Source organism: Sulfuricurvum sp. (assembly GCF_023250475.1).
GTDB lineage: Bacteria > Campylobacterota > Campylobacteria > Campylobacterales > Sulfurimonadaceae > Sulfuricurvum.
Map to the genome: position 1 here is coordinate 1 of NZ_JAHFAQ010000057.1, position 13,802 is coordinate 13,802.

General features: G+C 41.7%; 11 protein-coding genes. 9 read left to right on the plus strand and 2 right to left on the minus strand.

The genetic code is table 11. The features are described from left to right. Positions 1 to 1,227 (plus strand): hypothetical protein (locus Q0C19_RS06740; protein ID WP_295054257.1); only part of this gene is annotated, 1,227 nt, incomplete at its 5' end. Between the two features lie 12 nt (positions 1,228 to 1,239). Here Q0C19_RS06740 and nspC read toward each other — a convergent pair. After that, positions 1,240 to 2,385, minus strand: a complete 1,146-nt coding sequence (nspC, locus tag Q0C19_RS06745; protein ID WP_295054259.1) for a carboxynorspermidine decarboxylase — start codon at positions 2,383 to 2,385, stop codon at positions 1,240 to 1,242. Between the two features lie 167 nt (positions 2,386 to 2,552). Here nspC and Q0C19_RS06750 point away from each other — a divergent pair, with 167 nt between their 5' ends. Further along, on the plus strand, positions 2,553 to 3,362 hold the full coding sequence (locus Q0C19_RS06750; protein WP_295054262.1) for an MBL fold metallo-hydrolase: 810 nt from the start codon (positions 2,553 to 2,555) through the stop codon (positions 3,360 to 3,362). Positions 3,363 to 3,375: 13 nt separating this feature from the next. Here the strand turns inward: Q0C19_RS06750 and Q0C19_RS06755 are convergent, their stop codons facing one another. Beyond that, positions 3,376 to 4,755 carry a DEAD/DEAH box helicase gene (locus Q0C19_RS06755; RefSeq protein WP_295054265.1) on the minus strand — a complete coding sequence of 460 codons (1,380 nt, stop codon included), beginning with the start codon at positions 4,753 to 4,755 and terminating at the stop codon, positions 3,376 to 3,378. A gap of 115 nt (positions 4,756 to 4,870) precedes the next feature. Here Q0C19_RS06755 and Q0C19_RS06760 point away from each other — a divergent pair, with 115 nt between their 5' ends. The 7 genes from Q0C19_RS06760 to Q0C19_RS06790 all read left to right on the plus strand — a co-directional run. Further along, positions 4,871 to 6,079 (plus strand): putative glycoside hydrolase, encoded by a 1,209-nt coding sequence (locus Q0C19_RS06760; RefSeq protein ID WP_295054268.1) that lies wholly within the window; start codon positions 4,871 to 4,873, stop codon positions 6,077 to 6,079. 91 nt (positions 6,080 to 6,170) lie between these two features. After that, entirely contained in the window at positions 6,171 to 7,412 is a 1,242-nt protein-coding gene (locus Q0C19_RS06765; protein WP_295054271.1) for an EAL domain-containing protein, read from the plus strand. Between the two features lie 128 nt (positions 7,413 to 7,540). Then, positions 7,541 to 8,464 (plus strand): GGDEF domain-containing protein, encoded by a 924-nt coding sequence (locus tag Q0C19_RS06770; protein ID WP_295054273.1) that lies wholly within the window; start codon positions 7,541 to 7,543, stop codon positions 8,462 to 8,464. A gap of 100 nt (positions 8,465 to 8,564) precedes the next feature. Beyond that, on the plus strand, positions 8,565 to 10,577 hold the full coding sequence (locus Q0C19_RS06775; protein WP_295054276.1) for a TonB-dependent receptor: 2,013 nt from the start codon (positions 8,565 to 8,567) through the stop codon (positions 10,575 to 10,577). Beyond that, positions 10,577 to 11,107, plus strand: a complete 531-nt coding sequence (locus Q0C19_RS06780; protein WP_295054279.1) for a hypothetical protein — start codon at positions 10,577 to 10,579, stop codon at positions 11,105 to 11,107. The genes Q0C19_RS06775 and Q0C19_RS06780 overlap by 1 nt, the downstream gene beginning before the upstream one ends. Beyond that, complete coding sequence (locus Q0C19_RS06785; RefSeq protein WP_295054282.1) at positions 11,104 to 13,032, plus strand: GGDEF domain-containing phosphodiesterase; 1,929 nt, start codon at positions 11,104 to 11,106, stop codon at positions 13,030 to 13,032. The genes Q0C19_RS06780 and Q0C19_RS06785 overlap by 4 nt, the downstream gene beginning before the upstream one ends. Before the next feature lie 52 nt (positions 13,033 to 13,084). Continuing rightward, positions 13,085 to 13,802: pyridoxal phosphate-dependent aminotransferase (locus Q0C19_RS06790; protein WP_295054284.1), on the plus strand; the 718-nt coding region annotated here is incomplete at its 3' end.

Sequence of the window (13,802 nt, forward strand, 5' to 3'; positions counted from 1 at the left end):
GAAGCCTACGATCGGATGCTCCATCAAAACACCATCGCTTTCCTCAATGTTTTTGAACAAAAAGCTGATTTTTCTCCGGTACCCTACCTGGTTTCAATTCCGGAAGAGATACGGACGCCACTGTTGGAAAATTTTCTTAAATTTTATAACGATTTGGATGCTGCCCGACAAATGATACGGCAGCAGATTGAACAGATTTTTGATCTCGATAGTCGTGATATTATCTTTTTTCTTCGCGGCCGTATTACAATACGTCACTACACCCCGCCAAAAAAATTTGCAGAAGGCGCAGACAAGCGATTCGCCGGTGAATCGATCGAAGATATGGAAGCGATGTACGGTTCCTATTTTCCCAATGGTGCATGGGAACATATCGAACCGATTTTGGGTGAAGTCATCGCTGAAAAATTAAATTTTTCTGTCATTGACAATCTCACCTTTACTCGAACATTTATCCCTGTCTTTCGTTCCATGATCGAAATTCTTTTGTTTGAAATCATTAAGCCGGAGGAGAGAAACAAAGTTGAAGGATTCAGCGGGTTCGTGTTGCGAGAGTACTTTCATAAAATCCTCCTTTATACGGCAAAAAATCTTTTACAATACATTGAAAATCGGGATAAAAACGCCGAAGCCTTTATTAAATATTTTGCCGATGAAGTCATTATTGATGTCAACGGAAACAAAATTCAAAAATACGCCATTACCGATTCTAAACAGCAAAAATGGAATTTCAGTGCCGTCGTTTCGGTGATGATGCAATACAAACAGGTAAAACTAAAAATTATTGCTCAAAAAGAGACCATACTCATTGCCGACAAAGAGGTTAACGAATGTCAAAATGAAGTAGCTGTTGAGAAAAACAACAAAGAAATTATCACCGAAAAATTAGCCGATTTGCAAGAAACACTTGCTGAAAATGATGCAGCGATCATACGGCTGAAAAATCAAACCGGAGCAACACCCGAAGAAAAAGTCTCTTTGAAATCACAGATCAATAGACTGAACTATCACCAAACCGAGCTTCTGGATTTAAAGAAAAAAACCTTTAATCAAATTGAACTCAGTAAAAATAAAATAGCCAATAAAATCAGTGAACTGACGCGACGCCAAAGAAAACTCGATTATGAGAAAAAAGCGTTACAAACTTATCTAGAACAAATGGCCGCAATTTTAGAAACGTACGAAACCGTTTCAGAAGCATTAGCAACCGTCTTAACCAAACGCTAACCGTTCGCTTATTCAAGATAAACGGTTACGATAATCCTCGTAGCCGAATTCGTGAACGAGTTCGAGATTCCCCTCTTTCGTCCAAATGGCGAGGGAGGGGAGTTTGATCCCGTTGAACGTCGTATTTTTGACAAACGTATAGTGAATTTGATCTTCGAAGATGATTTTGTCTCCTACTTGCAAAGGCTCATCAAACGAGTAATCCCCCATAATATCTCCGGCAAGACACGTATTGCCGCCGAAACGATACGTATACGCTTTCTCCCCCGCTTCTGCAGAACCTCTAACCATTGCACGATACGGCATTGCAAGAGTATCGGGCATGTGTGCTTCTGCTGACGTATCCAGAATCGCGATATCCATTCCGTTATGGACGATATCAAGAACCGATGCGACCAGCGGTCCTGTCTGCCACCCTACCGCTTCGCCCGGTTCCAAATAGACAGTGATGTCGTTGTGCCGTGCTTTAAATGCACGGATCACTTCAATCAGACGATCCACATCGTAATCGGCACGGGTGATATGGTGCCCTCCTCCGAAATTAACGTATTTCATCCCGGCAATGAACGAGCCGAATTTCTCTTCGAATGCTGCTAGAACGCCTTCTAACGCATCAACGTTTTGTTCACAGAGGGCGTGAAAATTAAGTCCGTCAAGTTTAGAGACTATAGATTCATCAAAATTCGCCAACGTCGTCCCTAAGCGGCTGTAGAGACCGCACGGATTATACAAATCGACGGGAGAGGAAGAATATTCGGGATTGACCCGTAAAGAAACCGATACATTCGGATTGATTGATTTGACACGCCCATAATAGCGTTGGAACTGCGCGGGAGAATTGAAAACAATATCATCCGATATACGTGCGATTTCATCGATATCTTCATCTTTGAACGCCGGAGAGTAGGTATGAACCTCTTTATTCATTTTCTCCCGTGCAAGCTTAGCTTCATGCAGGCCGCTGGCCGTACATCCGTGAAGGTATTCACTCACGAGGGGAAATGTCGACCACATCGCAAACCCTTTTAGAGCAAGGATAATCTTTGCTCCCGATTCTCGCTGAACACGTGCCATGATTTGCAAGTTTTTCTCTAAAAGAGCCTCTTCGCAGATATAACACGGTGTGTGGGGCAAAAGAGAGAAATCAATAGAGCTCATGGGAATTCCTATAAAGGGAGTTTTAATGACGTGATTGTAGCATAGAGTTATTTGGTGACAATCAGAAAGAGTTTTAATATCCTCTTTACTGCATTATTGATAGAATTTATGAGTTATTTTTTAAAAATTTGAATATCGTTATTTCCATTTACCAAAATAGGAAGAATATGAAGCATATAGAATTTTTAGGTATTAGCGGTACCAAATCTACTTCACAGGGGACAACCTGCTTAAGAGTTTCAAACCATTGTGTCATTGATGCCGGAAATCTGATTCAGGGGATGGGAGCTCATATTTATGATGTTGAACATATCTTTTTAACACACTCTCATTTAGACCACATCATAGATATCCCTTTTATTGCTGATTTATTCGTTATGAGACAAAATGCTCCCCTCAAAATATATGGACTCAAAAATACTCTCGATGATTTACGCCAGTTCATATTCAATAATCGAATTTGGCCCGATTTTGAACAAATAAGTCTCATCAACCACGATGATAAAGCGATCCAATTAATCGAACTCACCCTGCATGAGCGCTACAGGGTGGATGGGATTACCCTCACTCCCTTTAAAACCAACCACACCGATGGAAGCTGCGGATATATGATTGAGCATAATAAAAACGGGATTTTATTTACATCGGATACCTATAAATGCAAAGAAATATGGGAGATGATTGACACGCATCCTGCTATCCATTCACTCATTATCGATGTCTCTTTTCCCTCAAGCTATGAGAAGATCGCGCAGGAGAGCAAACATTTGACCCCGAAAATTCTCTCAGAAGAGTTACTGCAGTGCAAACGGCAAGATTTTCGTATTTTTCCTATGCACCTGAAACCTACGCTCGAAAATAGCATCAAAGAGGAACTTAAAGAATTTGGGATATTGGATAGAGGAGGACATGTATTGGAGAGCTTCGAGCGTCTCCCTTATGATCCTGACGCTCGAATCTTTTTAAATGAGAAATAAGTATAAAAGCTACTTATCTCCCTCGTCCGCCCGATTTTTTCGGTGAAGGTTTTTTAGTGTTGCCAAAGGCACTGCTTCGGGCTGAGGTATTGCCTTGAGCGGAAAGTTCATCTCGTGCAAGACGCGGTCCCCGTTTACCGACAAACTTCGGCTGAACAGGGGTTTTTTTACGCTTGTTACCGAATGCTCCAGCCGTTTTTTCTTTTTTCTCGCCCTCTTTTGAGAGGCTTTTTCCCCGTGTTTTGACCAATGCGCTATCCGCAGGGGGTTCAAATCCCGGAACCAAAATCGTCTCTACGTTTTTGCCCAACATCGTTATGATTTTTTTCCATGAAATATGTTCTGCGGAGGAGAGAAGCGTAATCGCGAGCCCTTCATTTCCCGCACGACCCGTCCGTCCGATTCGGTGAAGATAATCGGTACTGATATGGGGGATATCGTAATTGATCACGACATCCAATCCCTCTATATCCAAACCGCGCGCCGCAATGTCCGTTGCAACGAGAATACGGGCAGACCCTTCTCTAAACTCGCTAAGGGCACGATCTCGGGCACCGTGTTTTTTATCCCCGTGGATAACAACGTTTTTCAAACCGCTGGCGGTAAGTTCGCTGCTCACTTCATCGGCTTCGGCTTTGGTACGGGTAAAAACGAGCACCTGAGGATAGTTGTTAGAACCGATCAAATAAGAAAGGAGCTCTTTTTTACGCTCTTTTTCTACCGGATGAACCACTTGGCGCAATGTCATATCAGCCGCTTTAAGATTATCAATCTCAACTAACAGGGGTTTTTTGAGGATTTTTTCACTCAACTGTTTGACCGCACCTGTCATCGTTGCCGAAAAAAGCATGTTTTGTCGAGTGAGCGGAAGAAGATCAATAATCTGTCCCACTTCGCGGATAAATCCCATATCAAAAATCGTATCGGCTTCATCAAATACCAAAAATTCTATTCGAGACAATGGAACATGCCCTTGCTTGTTCAACTCAATCAAACGTCCGGGGGTAGCGACGATGATATCGACACCCTCGGACAGTTCTTTGGCCTGACGCGCCATATTGGCGCCGCCGTAAAGGGCAATACAGTTAAGCTCAAGCCCCTGTGCGTAAGATTCTATTGCGGAGGCAACCTGCGAAGCAAGCTCACGTGTCGGAACGATAACCAAGGCACGGGCGCTGGCTTGTTTGGAGTCAGAAGCCGCACTCAATCTTTGAATGATAGGCAAAGCAAACGCAGCCGTTTTACCCGTCCCAGTTTGTGCTGCTCCGAGAACATCACGCCCACGTAACACCAGCGGAATCACCTGTGTCTGAATCGGAGTCGGCTCGGTGTACCCTTTTTCAGCTAGAGTCTCGAGTAGATGGGAACTAAGCCCTAAAGTCGTAAATGACATAATAATATTACCTTTTTGGTATTTGTTAGTTAATTTTAACATTTTATCGCTTCAAACCTCCCATTTATGGACTGTTTTTTGCTACGATGTCGCTATCAGATTACAAGGGACAGAATTGAGAGCATTATTTGTGTTAGCCACTTCCATTACACTGACATGGGGGGCTTTGATTAGCGGGACTATTTTAGATAAAACAACGTCAAAACCGATAGCTAACGCTATCATCATTTCTCAAGGCAAAGAGTATCGCAGTGACTGTAAGGGTGAATATACAGTCCCCTCTTCTCCCATTTTAGGGGTACGCGCTGTCGGATACGAACGAAAGTTTTACAAAAGCGGCGGACAAATGTATTTGACCCCGTTCAATCCAAAAGCACTTTATCTCTCAAGTTTCGGTGCGACCAGCAGTAAAATCATGGGGAATGCGAAACATTTGATTGATACGACAGAAATCAATGCATTGGTGATCGACATGAAAATGGACCGCGGTCAAATCGCTTTTAAAACGTCCAATCCTATCGCCAACAGTATCGGCGCTCAGGATGTTATCCTCTTCAAAGATATCAAAAAATTTGTTTCCGATCTCCATAAAGAAGGGATCTATGTCATTGCGCGTATCGTCTCTTTTAAAGATACTCCGTATGTTACTGCTCATCCGGAAATGGGGGTTAGAACCAGCGACGGATCACTTTTTAAAGACAAAGAGGGGCTTTACTGGATCGACGCATCGCGCAAAGAGCCCCGTAATTACATCCTCAGCATCGCTGCCGAAGCCGCAGCGGCGGGTTTTGATGAAATTCAGTTTGACTATGTCCGTTTTCCTGATCGCAAAGGGGTAAAATTTTCGGTTGAAAACACACAGGCTGAGCGGGTAAAAGCGATTGCGGGATTCTTGGAGGCGGCACGTGAGAAACTCCTTCCCTATAATGTCTTTATCTCTGCCGATATTTTTGGATACGTCAGCTGGCATAATGCCGATATCGAAATCGGTCAACGTGTAGACGCCCTCTCCCCGTATGTGGATTATCTCTCCCCTATGCTCTACCCCTCAGGATTTAATGCGGGAATTCCGGGATATCCCGATCCGGTAAAAGCCAATTACGAAATCGTCAAACAATCGCTTGATAAAGCGCTTGAAAAATCAGGAACGTCTCCTCTCGCCTATCGCCCGTGGTTGCAGGCATTTCGTGATTATGCCTTCGACCGCCGTATATACGGGGCTAAAGAGATTCGAGAACAAATTGCTGCCAGCGAAGCTTTCGGAAGCTGTGGCTGGATTCTTTGGAACCCTCGTAATGTCTACAGTTCAGAAGGGCTAAAATAAAACATACCTAAATCTTTTTTTTCTAAAATTAACGGGTATAATTACTGATAATAGAATTAAGATATTATCAAAAATCTGACTGGGCATTATTATGATTGAAGCAGATATATTTATCGGTCGACAACCCATATTCGATAAAGAAGGCAAATGTGTATCCTATGAGCTTCTTTATCGAAGCACCCTTGACTCCAGCATTGCCGTCTTCTCGAACAATGCCAATGCTACGGCACGTGTCATTCTTAACCTTATTCATAATATTGGCCTATCTTCAATAATCGGCACTAAAATAGGGTATATTAATGTCGATGAGCAAATTATCCTCAGTGACGTCTTTTTATCTCTCCCTAAATCAAAATTTGTTTTCGAAATTTTAGAATACACAAAAGTTACTCCCGAAGTTATCGAAAGGGTACATCATCTGCATGAGTTAGGATATCGATTTGCATTGGATGATTTTTCCTGTGACAATGAAAATATCGAATATTTCAAATTGCTTTTTCCCTATGTTGATGTGATAAAAATAGATTTACTCGCGACTACCGATCTGACAATCGAAGCGATTGTTGATAAATTCAGGGCTCTCGATGTCAAATTATTGGCTGAGAAAGTAGAAAATTTAGAGATATTCGAACGATGTAAAAATGCCGGATTTGATTATTTTCAAGGCTATTTTTTTGAAAAACCGAGTATTATCAGCGGAACAAAAATTGAACCCTCGGTTGTCAATGCTATTGATGTTATTAATACCCTTTATGCAACAGCCGATATGAACATCATCTGTGAAAAATTTTCCTTATACCCGGAGCTTACCTTTAATCTCTTACGCTATATCAATTCTGCCGAATTTTCTTTTAGACAAGAAATCACAAGTATTAAACAGATACTCAATCTTTTGGGACCATCCAGACTTCGTTCATGGCTGGGACTCTTTTTATACTCCGGTATACATGAACAAATGTTTCAGGAAGCGATTGTCGATGCGGCCAGATTCCGCGCAAACATGATGAGAGAGCTCGTAAAAGCATTGGGTAAACCCGAACTCTCCGATGAAGCTTTTTTAACCGGAAGCCTCTCTCTGATTGATACGTATTTACACGTTGAGATGGCCAATATTATTGAAAAAATCCGACTGGATACGCTTATTACCGATGCGCTGCTAAAACGTGAAGGGTATTTTGGAAAGCTGTTACTGATTACCGAAAAACTTGAAAAAACCAAAAAAATAGAAACTCTGATTGAGAATTTGGCACCTAAAATACACCTGAGTACCGATCAGCTCTACCGAATTTACTCCAAAGCATACCATTCGACAATTGAACTTCATCCGTCATAATTTAAAATGCAACTAAAAATTAGCCTTTACATCCCCTTTTGCTTTAAAAAATTTCTAATAATAATGATACAATCATCACAATAAATTATTAAGCCAGAATCTTAATATAAAATTTTGCAGGGAAGAAAATGGACAAAGCCGAAATAAATAATAAAGTATTTTCGATTCACGATCAAACTCTTAGTACACTCAGAACCCTTTCAATTCCCCCTTTCCCTAGCAATTATGAAAAATATTTCAATGAAATTTTCAATGAACAAGCCGATCCGAACCTTTTAGAAGAGAGAAAAAAAACTGAAACGGCAATAGACAATGAGTTAAGCCGATACCTTGATATCGCCCATCGCAGTATTGCCTCTTTTGTCGAAACTCATGCCGATATTTCACACGTTGCGAAAATGCAAGAACGCTACATTAGCAAAGTATCGGATGATGGTATCGTACGATGTGCCAATTTTCTTGAAGGACTAAGCGAACTTGGTCAAAACATGTCCGTTGAACTCAAAAAAGCTCAAAGTAAAATTGATGAACTCCACAATGAACTGGAAGAAACGGTTTCCAAGCTTACTGTCGACGCACTCACCAAAGTGACAAATCGCAAAGGGCTGATCGATGATTTGAATAGCGCGATTCAAGCCGGAGTTGACAAAACACTTCCTATGGTTCTCCTTATGATTGATGCCGATAACTTTAAAATGATTAATGACCAGCACGGTCACTTGGCAGGAGATAAGGTACTCTATTTTTTTGCGCAAAGCATTAAATCCGTTATTCGCGGCGGAGATAAAGTGTATCGTTACGGAGGGGAAGAGTTTACTGTAGTGTTAAACCGATGCGACAGAGAACAGGCATTTATCTTAGCCGATAAAATTCGCTCCAAAATAGAACAAAGCGATCTGATTTATTCCGGTAAAACAATCAGGATAACCGTCAGTGTCGGAGCCACTTTGCACCATGCCGGTGATAGCTATGACGATTTTATCGGCCGAGCAGACGAGGCCTTGTACCGAGCTAAAAAAGAAGGGAAAAATCGTACCATCTTAATTGATTAAATATAAATCATTTTGTTCGGACATATTTAATGTACAATTCAATAAATTTCTCCGGTTTTGAGTATTATTTCAAGTTCATTATAAACATTCAAGGGTATTTTTGAGATTTTCATCGTTGAGCTTTTTTTATTCTCTTATTCCATTGTCTCTTTATGCGGCGGAATTACCTCCGCTAACTTCCCTAAATGAAGAGATGAGCTATACAGAACAACTGGCGACGCAAACCAATCAGAATATCGACTATCAGCCGTTTATTTTATCCGTATGGGAACAGAAAGATCTTATCCCTTTTGGAGTTCACACGCTAAAAGATGCCCTTATGCTTCTCCCGGGCATTGACATGATGGCCAATACGAACAACAATCGTACACCCGTCATCCGTGGCTCAAATCCCCTGGCCTACGGGCAGACAAAACTGGCCATTGACGGTGTCGTAGTTAATGATCGTTCAGCTGATACCTACACCGGTTATTTGGATTTTCCGATCGAACTTATACAAAGAATTGAAATAGTTCGTGGAGCGGGAAGCTTTATCGAAGGGGTAAACGGCTATTCGGGCTCTATCAATGTCATCACCTATGCCAAAGATGAAAATAAACTGCAAAATGGTGCCCTTTTCGGAAGCTTTGGAAGCGATAGCGCTCGACAAGCCGGATTTTGGTACACGCATCGTGCATCAAAGTGGAGACTCTCCAGTGATTTTTTCTATCAAAGCAACGATGCCCTCTCGCCTATTAAAGTCACCGATAAATACCACAAGGTAGGGTATGCTCCTCTAAACAGTGAACAAGTGGGCTTTGGACTCTCTTATTTCTACGATGATTTTTATCTCAAAGGGCGTTTTAACCATTTTACCACAGGGAGCGCTTTCGGTAATTTAAGTGCCTTACCGAATAGAGAAGGAGAACAAACCTTCCCCTCTTGGTATGTCGAAGGGGGCTACACCCATAAAGTTTCAAATGCGTTAACAATAAACGCCAAGGCAGGGATTATGGAAGACGGATGGGAAGAAGATTCCCGTTTGCTTCCTCCGGGAACCATCTATAATACCATCCCTTTTCCAAACGGATTTTGGGCCGATTTGAGTTTTGAAACACGGATGCTTTATGCCACTATTTCCGCAGACTATACCGGAATCAAAAATCATAAAATTACCGCAGGCTATACTCAAAAGTATGAAGACATTATTGATATGTCGACCGTCACAACGAATAAAAGCGGCGGATCTACCCTCGTCGATTATACGGTTACTGCCCCGTTTATTGATGCCGGATCAGCTTGTCGACACACCGATGAGTTTTATCTTAACGATACCATAGATATCAATAGCCAGATTGCCCTCTCCCTCAACCTAGGGGGAACCAAAGCTTCCAATCTAGACGTTGAACCTTATGCCCGAGCCGCTTTGGTTTATCAGCCTTACCGCCAACACATCGTCAAATTTATGGTTGGAAACAGTTTCAGACTCCCCTCTTTTCGAGAACTCTATTCTCAAAACAATCCACAGCAAATAGGGAATCCTAATCTTGAGGCTGAGCATGTAATCTCCTATGAAACGCAGTATCTTTATAAACCGACGGTAGACACTACGATTGGAGTTAATCTCTTTTATCTTCGAAATAAAGATCAAATCACACCGAACACCACGAATAAGATGTATCAAAACATCGGTGAACGGAATATTAAGGGCGTTGAAACAGAATTTCGGGGAAGCATCGGAGAAAATGACCTTACTTTTCTTTCCTATAGTTATATTCGAGGGGAAACGATTAAAGGAAACGAAACAACCGATTATCTTCCCTATGCATCAACTCATTTGCTTAAGGGGGGGCTGTCTTATGCTTTAACGCCTCAAATCAAGGCAGCTATTTTAGGACGTTACAGCAGTGAAAAAGAGCGACGGCCAAATGATTCACGAAAAAATTCGATGGAATCTTTCGCTTCATACGATCTGATTTTAGGTTGGGAAGATCCAAGCGGATTCTATATACAGGGTGCTTTGAAAAATGCGAACAATGCTATTTACCGTTATATAGCGCCACCTTCCACCTATCCGGATGATTACCCCATTGAGGGTAGAACATTTTGGATCAGAACAGGCTGGAAATTTTAATGCGTGTTCTTTTCCTTCTGATGGTTGGGTTCTTTGTTGCCCTTGCAGATGATACCTTTATATTAAATGCCCATATTCGTATGCTCCCAAAAATTATGGCGCTTGATACCCGTTTAACATTGAAAACGGATTCTTCGAAAGTTATCTTTGCCGTTGTGTACGATTCAAATCGAAAATCGGACGCCCAGTTTATTGCAGATGAGATTAACAAATTTCATAACGGAAAGGTTTCCAATATCCACTTTACCGCCGTCCCTTTCTCCCTCAATGAAATAATCGAGCGCAAAGATATTGCTTTCGTCTACGTCATTCAAAGATGCAACTCCAAATCGCTCAAAAAAATTGCCGCATGGGGAATCAGCAACTCTATTCCAACCTTTTCCTATGATGTTGCGGATTTAGACTCCGGCATATTAGGCTCGATTGCAATTGAGCGCTCCACGATCATTTACATCAATAAAAAGAGCCTGAAAGAAGGCAAATTTCATTTTGATGAGACCTTATATCAGATTGCGAGACTTATCGAATGAACCGTTTTATAAATGCCCGACTTTCAACCAAACTCTTTATGACGCTTGTCCTGGTAACGTTGATTATTTTCATCACGATTACTTTAGCCACTTTTTCAATTGTCCGGGATTTGACATTGACCTCCCAAAAGGAGAAAGCTTCTTTACTGATCGATACGGTTAGTCCGGCAGTGTCTCTCTCCCTCTTTTTAGGGATAAACGATTTAGGAAATAAGCTATCTGCCATTACCCAACGCAATGAAGTCATTGCATTAAAAATTTCCGATCTAAAAGGTAACATCTATCTGAACTATCGTCAACACGACTTTACTTCATCGTATCAAGCCATCAATATCACCGCAGATTTAATGGAGCCCTCCACGCTAAAGCCGATCGGTTCGATCACCCTTACCTATTCCGGTGAAGAATTTACCAAAACTATGGATCGTTTTTATACGCTATACGGTTGGATCACCATAAGTATCTTTAGTATTTTATGGCTTATGATGCTATGGATAAACCGTCTACTTCTCCCCATTACATTGATTGCCCATAAAGTACGGAACTTTAAACCCGGTAAAAAAATAACCTTTGATATCCCCTATGCCCAGCGTGAATTTACCCAGATTATCCACTCATTTGAAACGATGCAGGAGAGCGTTATTCAATACTCGGATGAAATTGAAGCGATCAACAAAAATCTTGAAATGAAGATTACAGAACAAACCCATAGAGCAACGCAACATTTATATTACGATAATCTCACTTCACTGCCAAACCGCATCAAACTACAAGAAGATCTTCTCGAAAAAGCTATCAATACGGTAGCGATTTTAAACATTGACGATTTTAAAGAGATCAATGACTTTTTCGGTATTGACGCCGGAGATTGGCTTTTAACCCAAATCGCCCATTGGCTCAGTGAGATGAAACTCAAGCCCTACCGTATCGGAGGAGATGAATTCGCATTTCGTTTAAAAGAGGGAAATTCACACATTGAATTTCAACACGATATAGAAATGCTCCTCTCGCTTCTCAGCGAAAAACTCTTTATGATTGCGGAAGAAACAGTCCACGTACGTGCGACGGTAGGAATTGCAGTTGAGAGCGATAAACCGTTGATCCATGCCGACGTTGCTCTCAATAAAGCGCGAAGTGCCAAACTTCCTTACTCGATATATGACCAATCGGAGGGGATTGAGCAGCAATATCAGGCCAATATTGCTATGTCAGCCCAAATTCGCCAAGCCTTGGTTGAACATCGGATTGTCTGCCAATATCAGCCTATCGTATCGTGTGCTGCCGGAAAAATAGAAAAATTTGAAACGTTGGTTCGAATACAAAACGAAGACGGATCTCTAATCGCCCCGTACGACTTTTTGCCGATTGCGCAAAAAACAAAGCTATATCACCATATTACACAGGAAGTTGTCTACCAAGCATGTCATTTATTTGCCGCACGGGATGAACAGTTTTCGATCAATTTATCGAGCAGTGATATGCTTGATGTTCGAACGGTTACCACCATTGAAAATATCCTGCGCCAAACCGGCACTGCCAATCGGGTTATTTTTGAAATTTTAGAATCCGAAGGGATTGAAAACTTTGATGAAGTTGCCTCCTTTATCACCCGTATGAAAGAATTAGGGGCAAAATTTGCCATAGATGATTTCGGAACCGGGTATTCCAATTTTGAAAATATTCTCAAGCTCAATGTCGATATATTAAAAATCGACGGTACATTGATCAAATCGATTAATGAAAACCCTCGCAATCGTATCGTTGTTGAAGCCATTGTCGATTTCGCCCATCGGATAGGAATTGATACCGTCGCTGAATTTGTCGCCTCTGAAGAGATTCTGCAAAACATTACCGATTTGGGCATCACCTACGCGCAGGGATTTCATACCGGTAAACCACTCTTTTTGAATCCAAAACTAATGTAACTTTTAATCCTAACCATGCTACAATTCGCAAATTTTTTACAAGGGCTGATCCATGTTAACCGATCGCGTCAATATACTCTCCGAATCGATTACCATTGCTATCTCTACGTTAGCGCAAGAACTTAAAGCACAAGGGAAAAATATTCTCAGCTTTTCCGCAGGCGAGCCCGATTTTGATACTCCGCAAGTGATCAAAGATGCCGCTATCAAAGCAATCAACGACGGTTTTACCAAATATACTGCGGTAGACGGTATCCCTGAGTTGAAAGCGGCCATCGCACTCAAACTCAAACGGGATAACAACCTCGACTATAAACCGAATCAAATCATTGCCAATAACGGAGCGAAACACTCCCTTTACAACCTTTTCGCCTGTACGATTCAATCAGGCGATGAAGTGATTATTCCGGCTCCGTATTGGGTAACGTATCCTGAACTGGTTATGTACTGCGGAGGGAGTGTTGTAGAGATTACAACCGATGACTCAAGCGGATTCAAAATTACACCCGAACAGCTGAAAAATGCCATTACGTCCAAAACGAAAATGCTTATCCTTACCTCGCCGTCCAATCCGACGGGTGCGGTCTATTCTCGTGAAGAGCTTACGGCTCTGGGGAAAGTGTTGGAAGGAACGGATATCATCGTAGCAAGTGATGAAATGTATGAAAAACTCATTTACGATGGAGAGTTCACCTCTGCCGCGGCGGTCAGTGATGATATGTATCAGCGTACCGTTACCATTAACGGTCTAAGCAAATCGGTTGCAATGA

Bases quoted from the DNA above. Each gene is read 5' to 3' on its own strand.
- nspC (WP_295054259.1), bottom strand. From the start codon at position 2,385: ATGAGCTCTATTGATTTCTCTCTTTTGCCCCACACACCGTGTTATATC.
- Q0C19_RS06750 (WP_295054262.1), top strand. From the start codon at position 2,553: ATGAAGCATATAGAATTTTTAGGTATTAGCGGTACCAAATCTACTTCA.
- Q0C19_RS06755 (WP_295054265.1), bottom strand. From the start codon at position 4,755: ATGTCATTTACGACTTTAGGGCTTAGTTCCCATCTACTCGAGACTCTA.
- Q0C19_RS06765 (WP_295054271.1), top strand. From the start codon at position 6,171: ATGATTGAAGCAGATATATTTATCGGTCGACAACCCATATTCGATAAA.
- Q0C19_RS06770 (WP_295054273.1), top strand. From the start codon at position 7,541: ATGGACAAAGCCGAAATAAATAATAAAGTATTTTCGATTCACGATCAA.
- Q0C19_RS06780 (WP_295054279.1), top strand. From the start codon at position 10,577: ATGCGTGTTCTTTTCCTTCTGATGGTTGGGTTCTTTGTTGCCCTTGCA.
- Q0C19_RS06785 (WP_295054282.1), top strand. From the start codon at position 11,104: ATGAACCGTTTTATAAATGCCCGACTTTCAACCAAACTCTTTATGACG.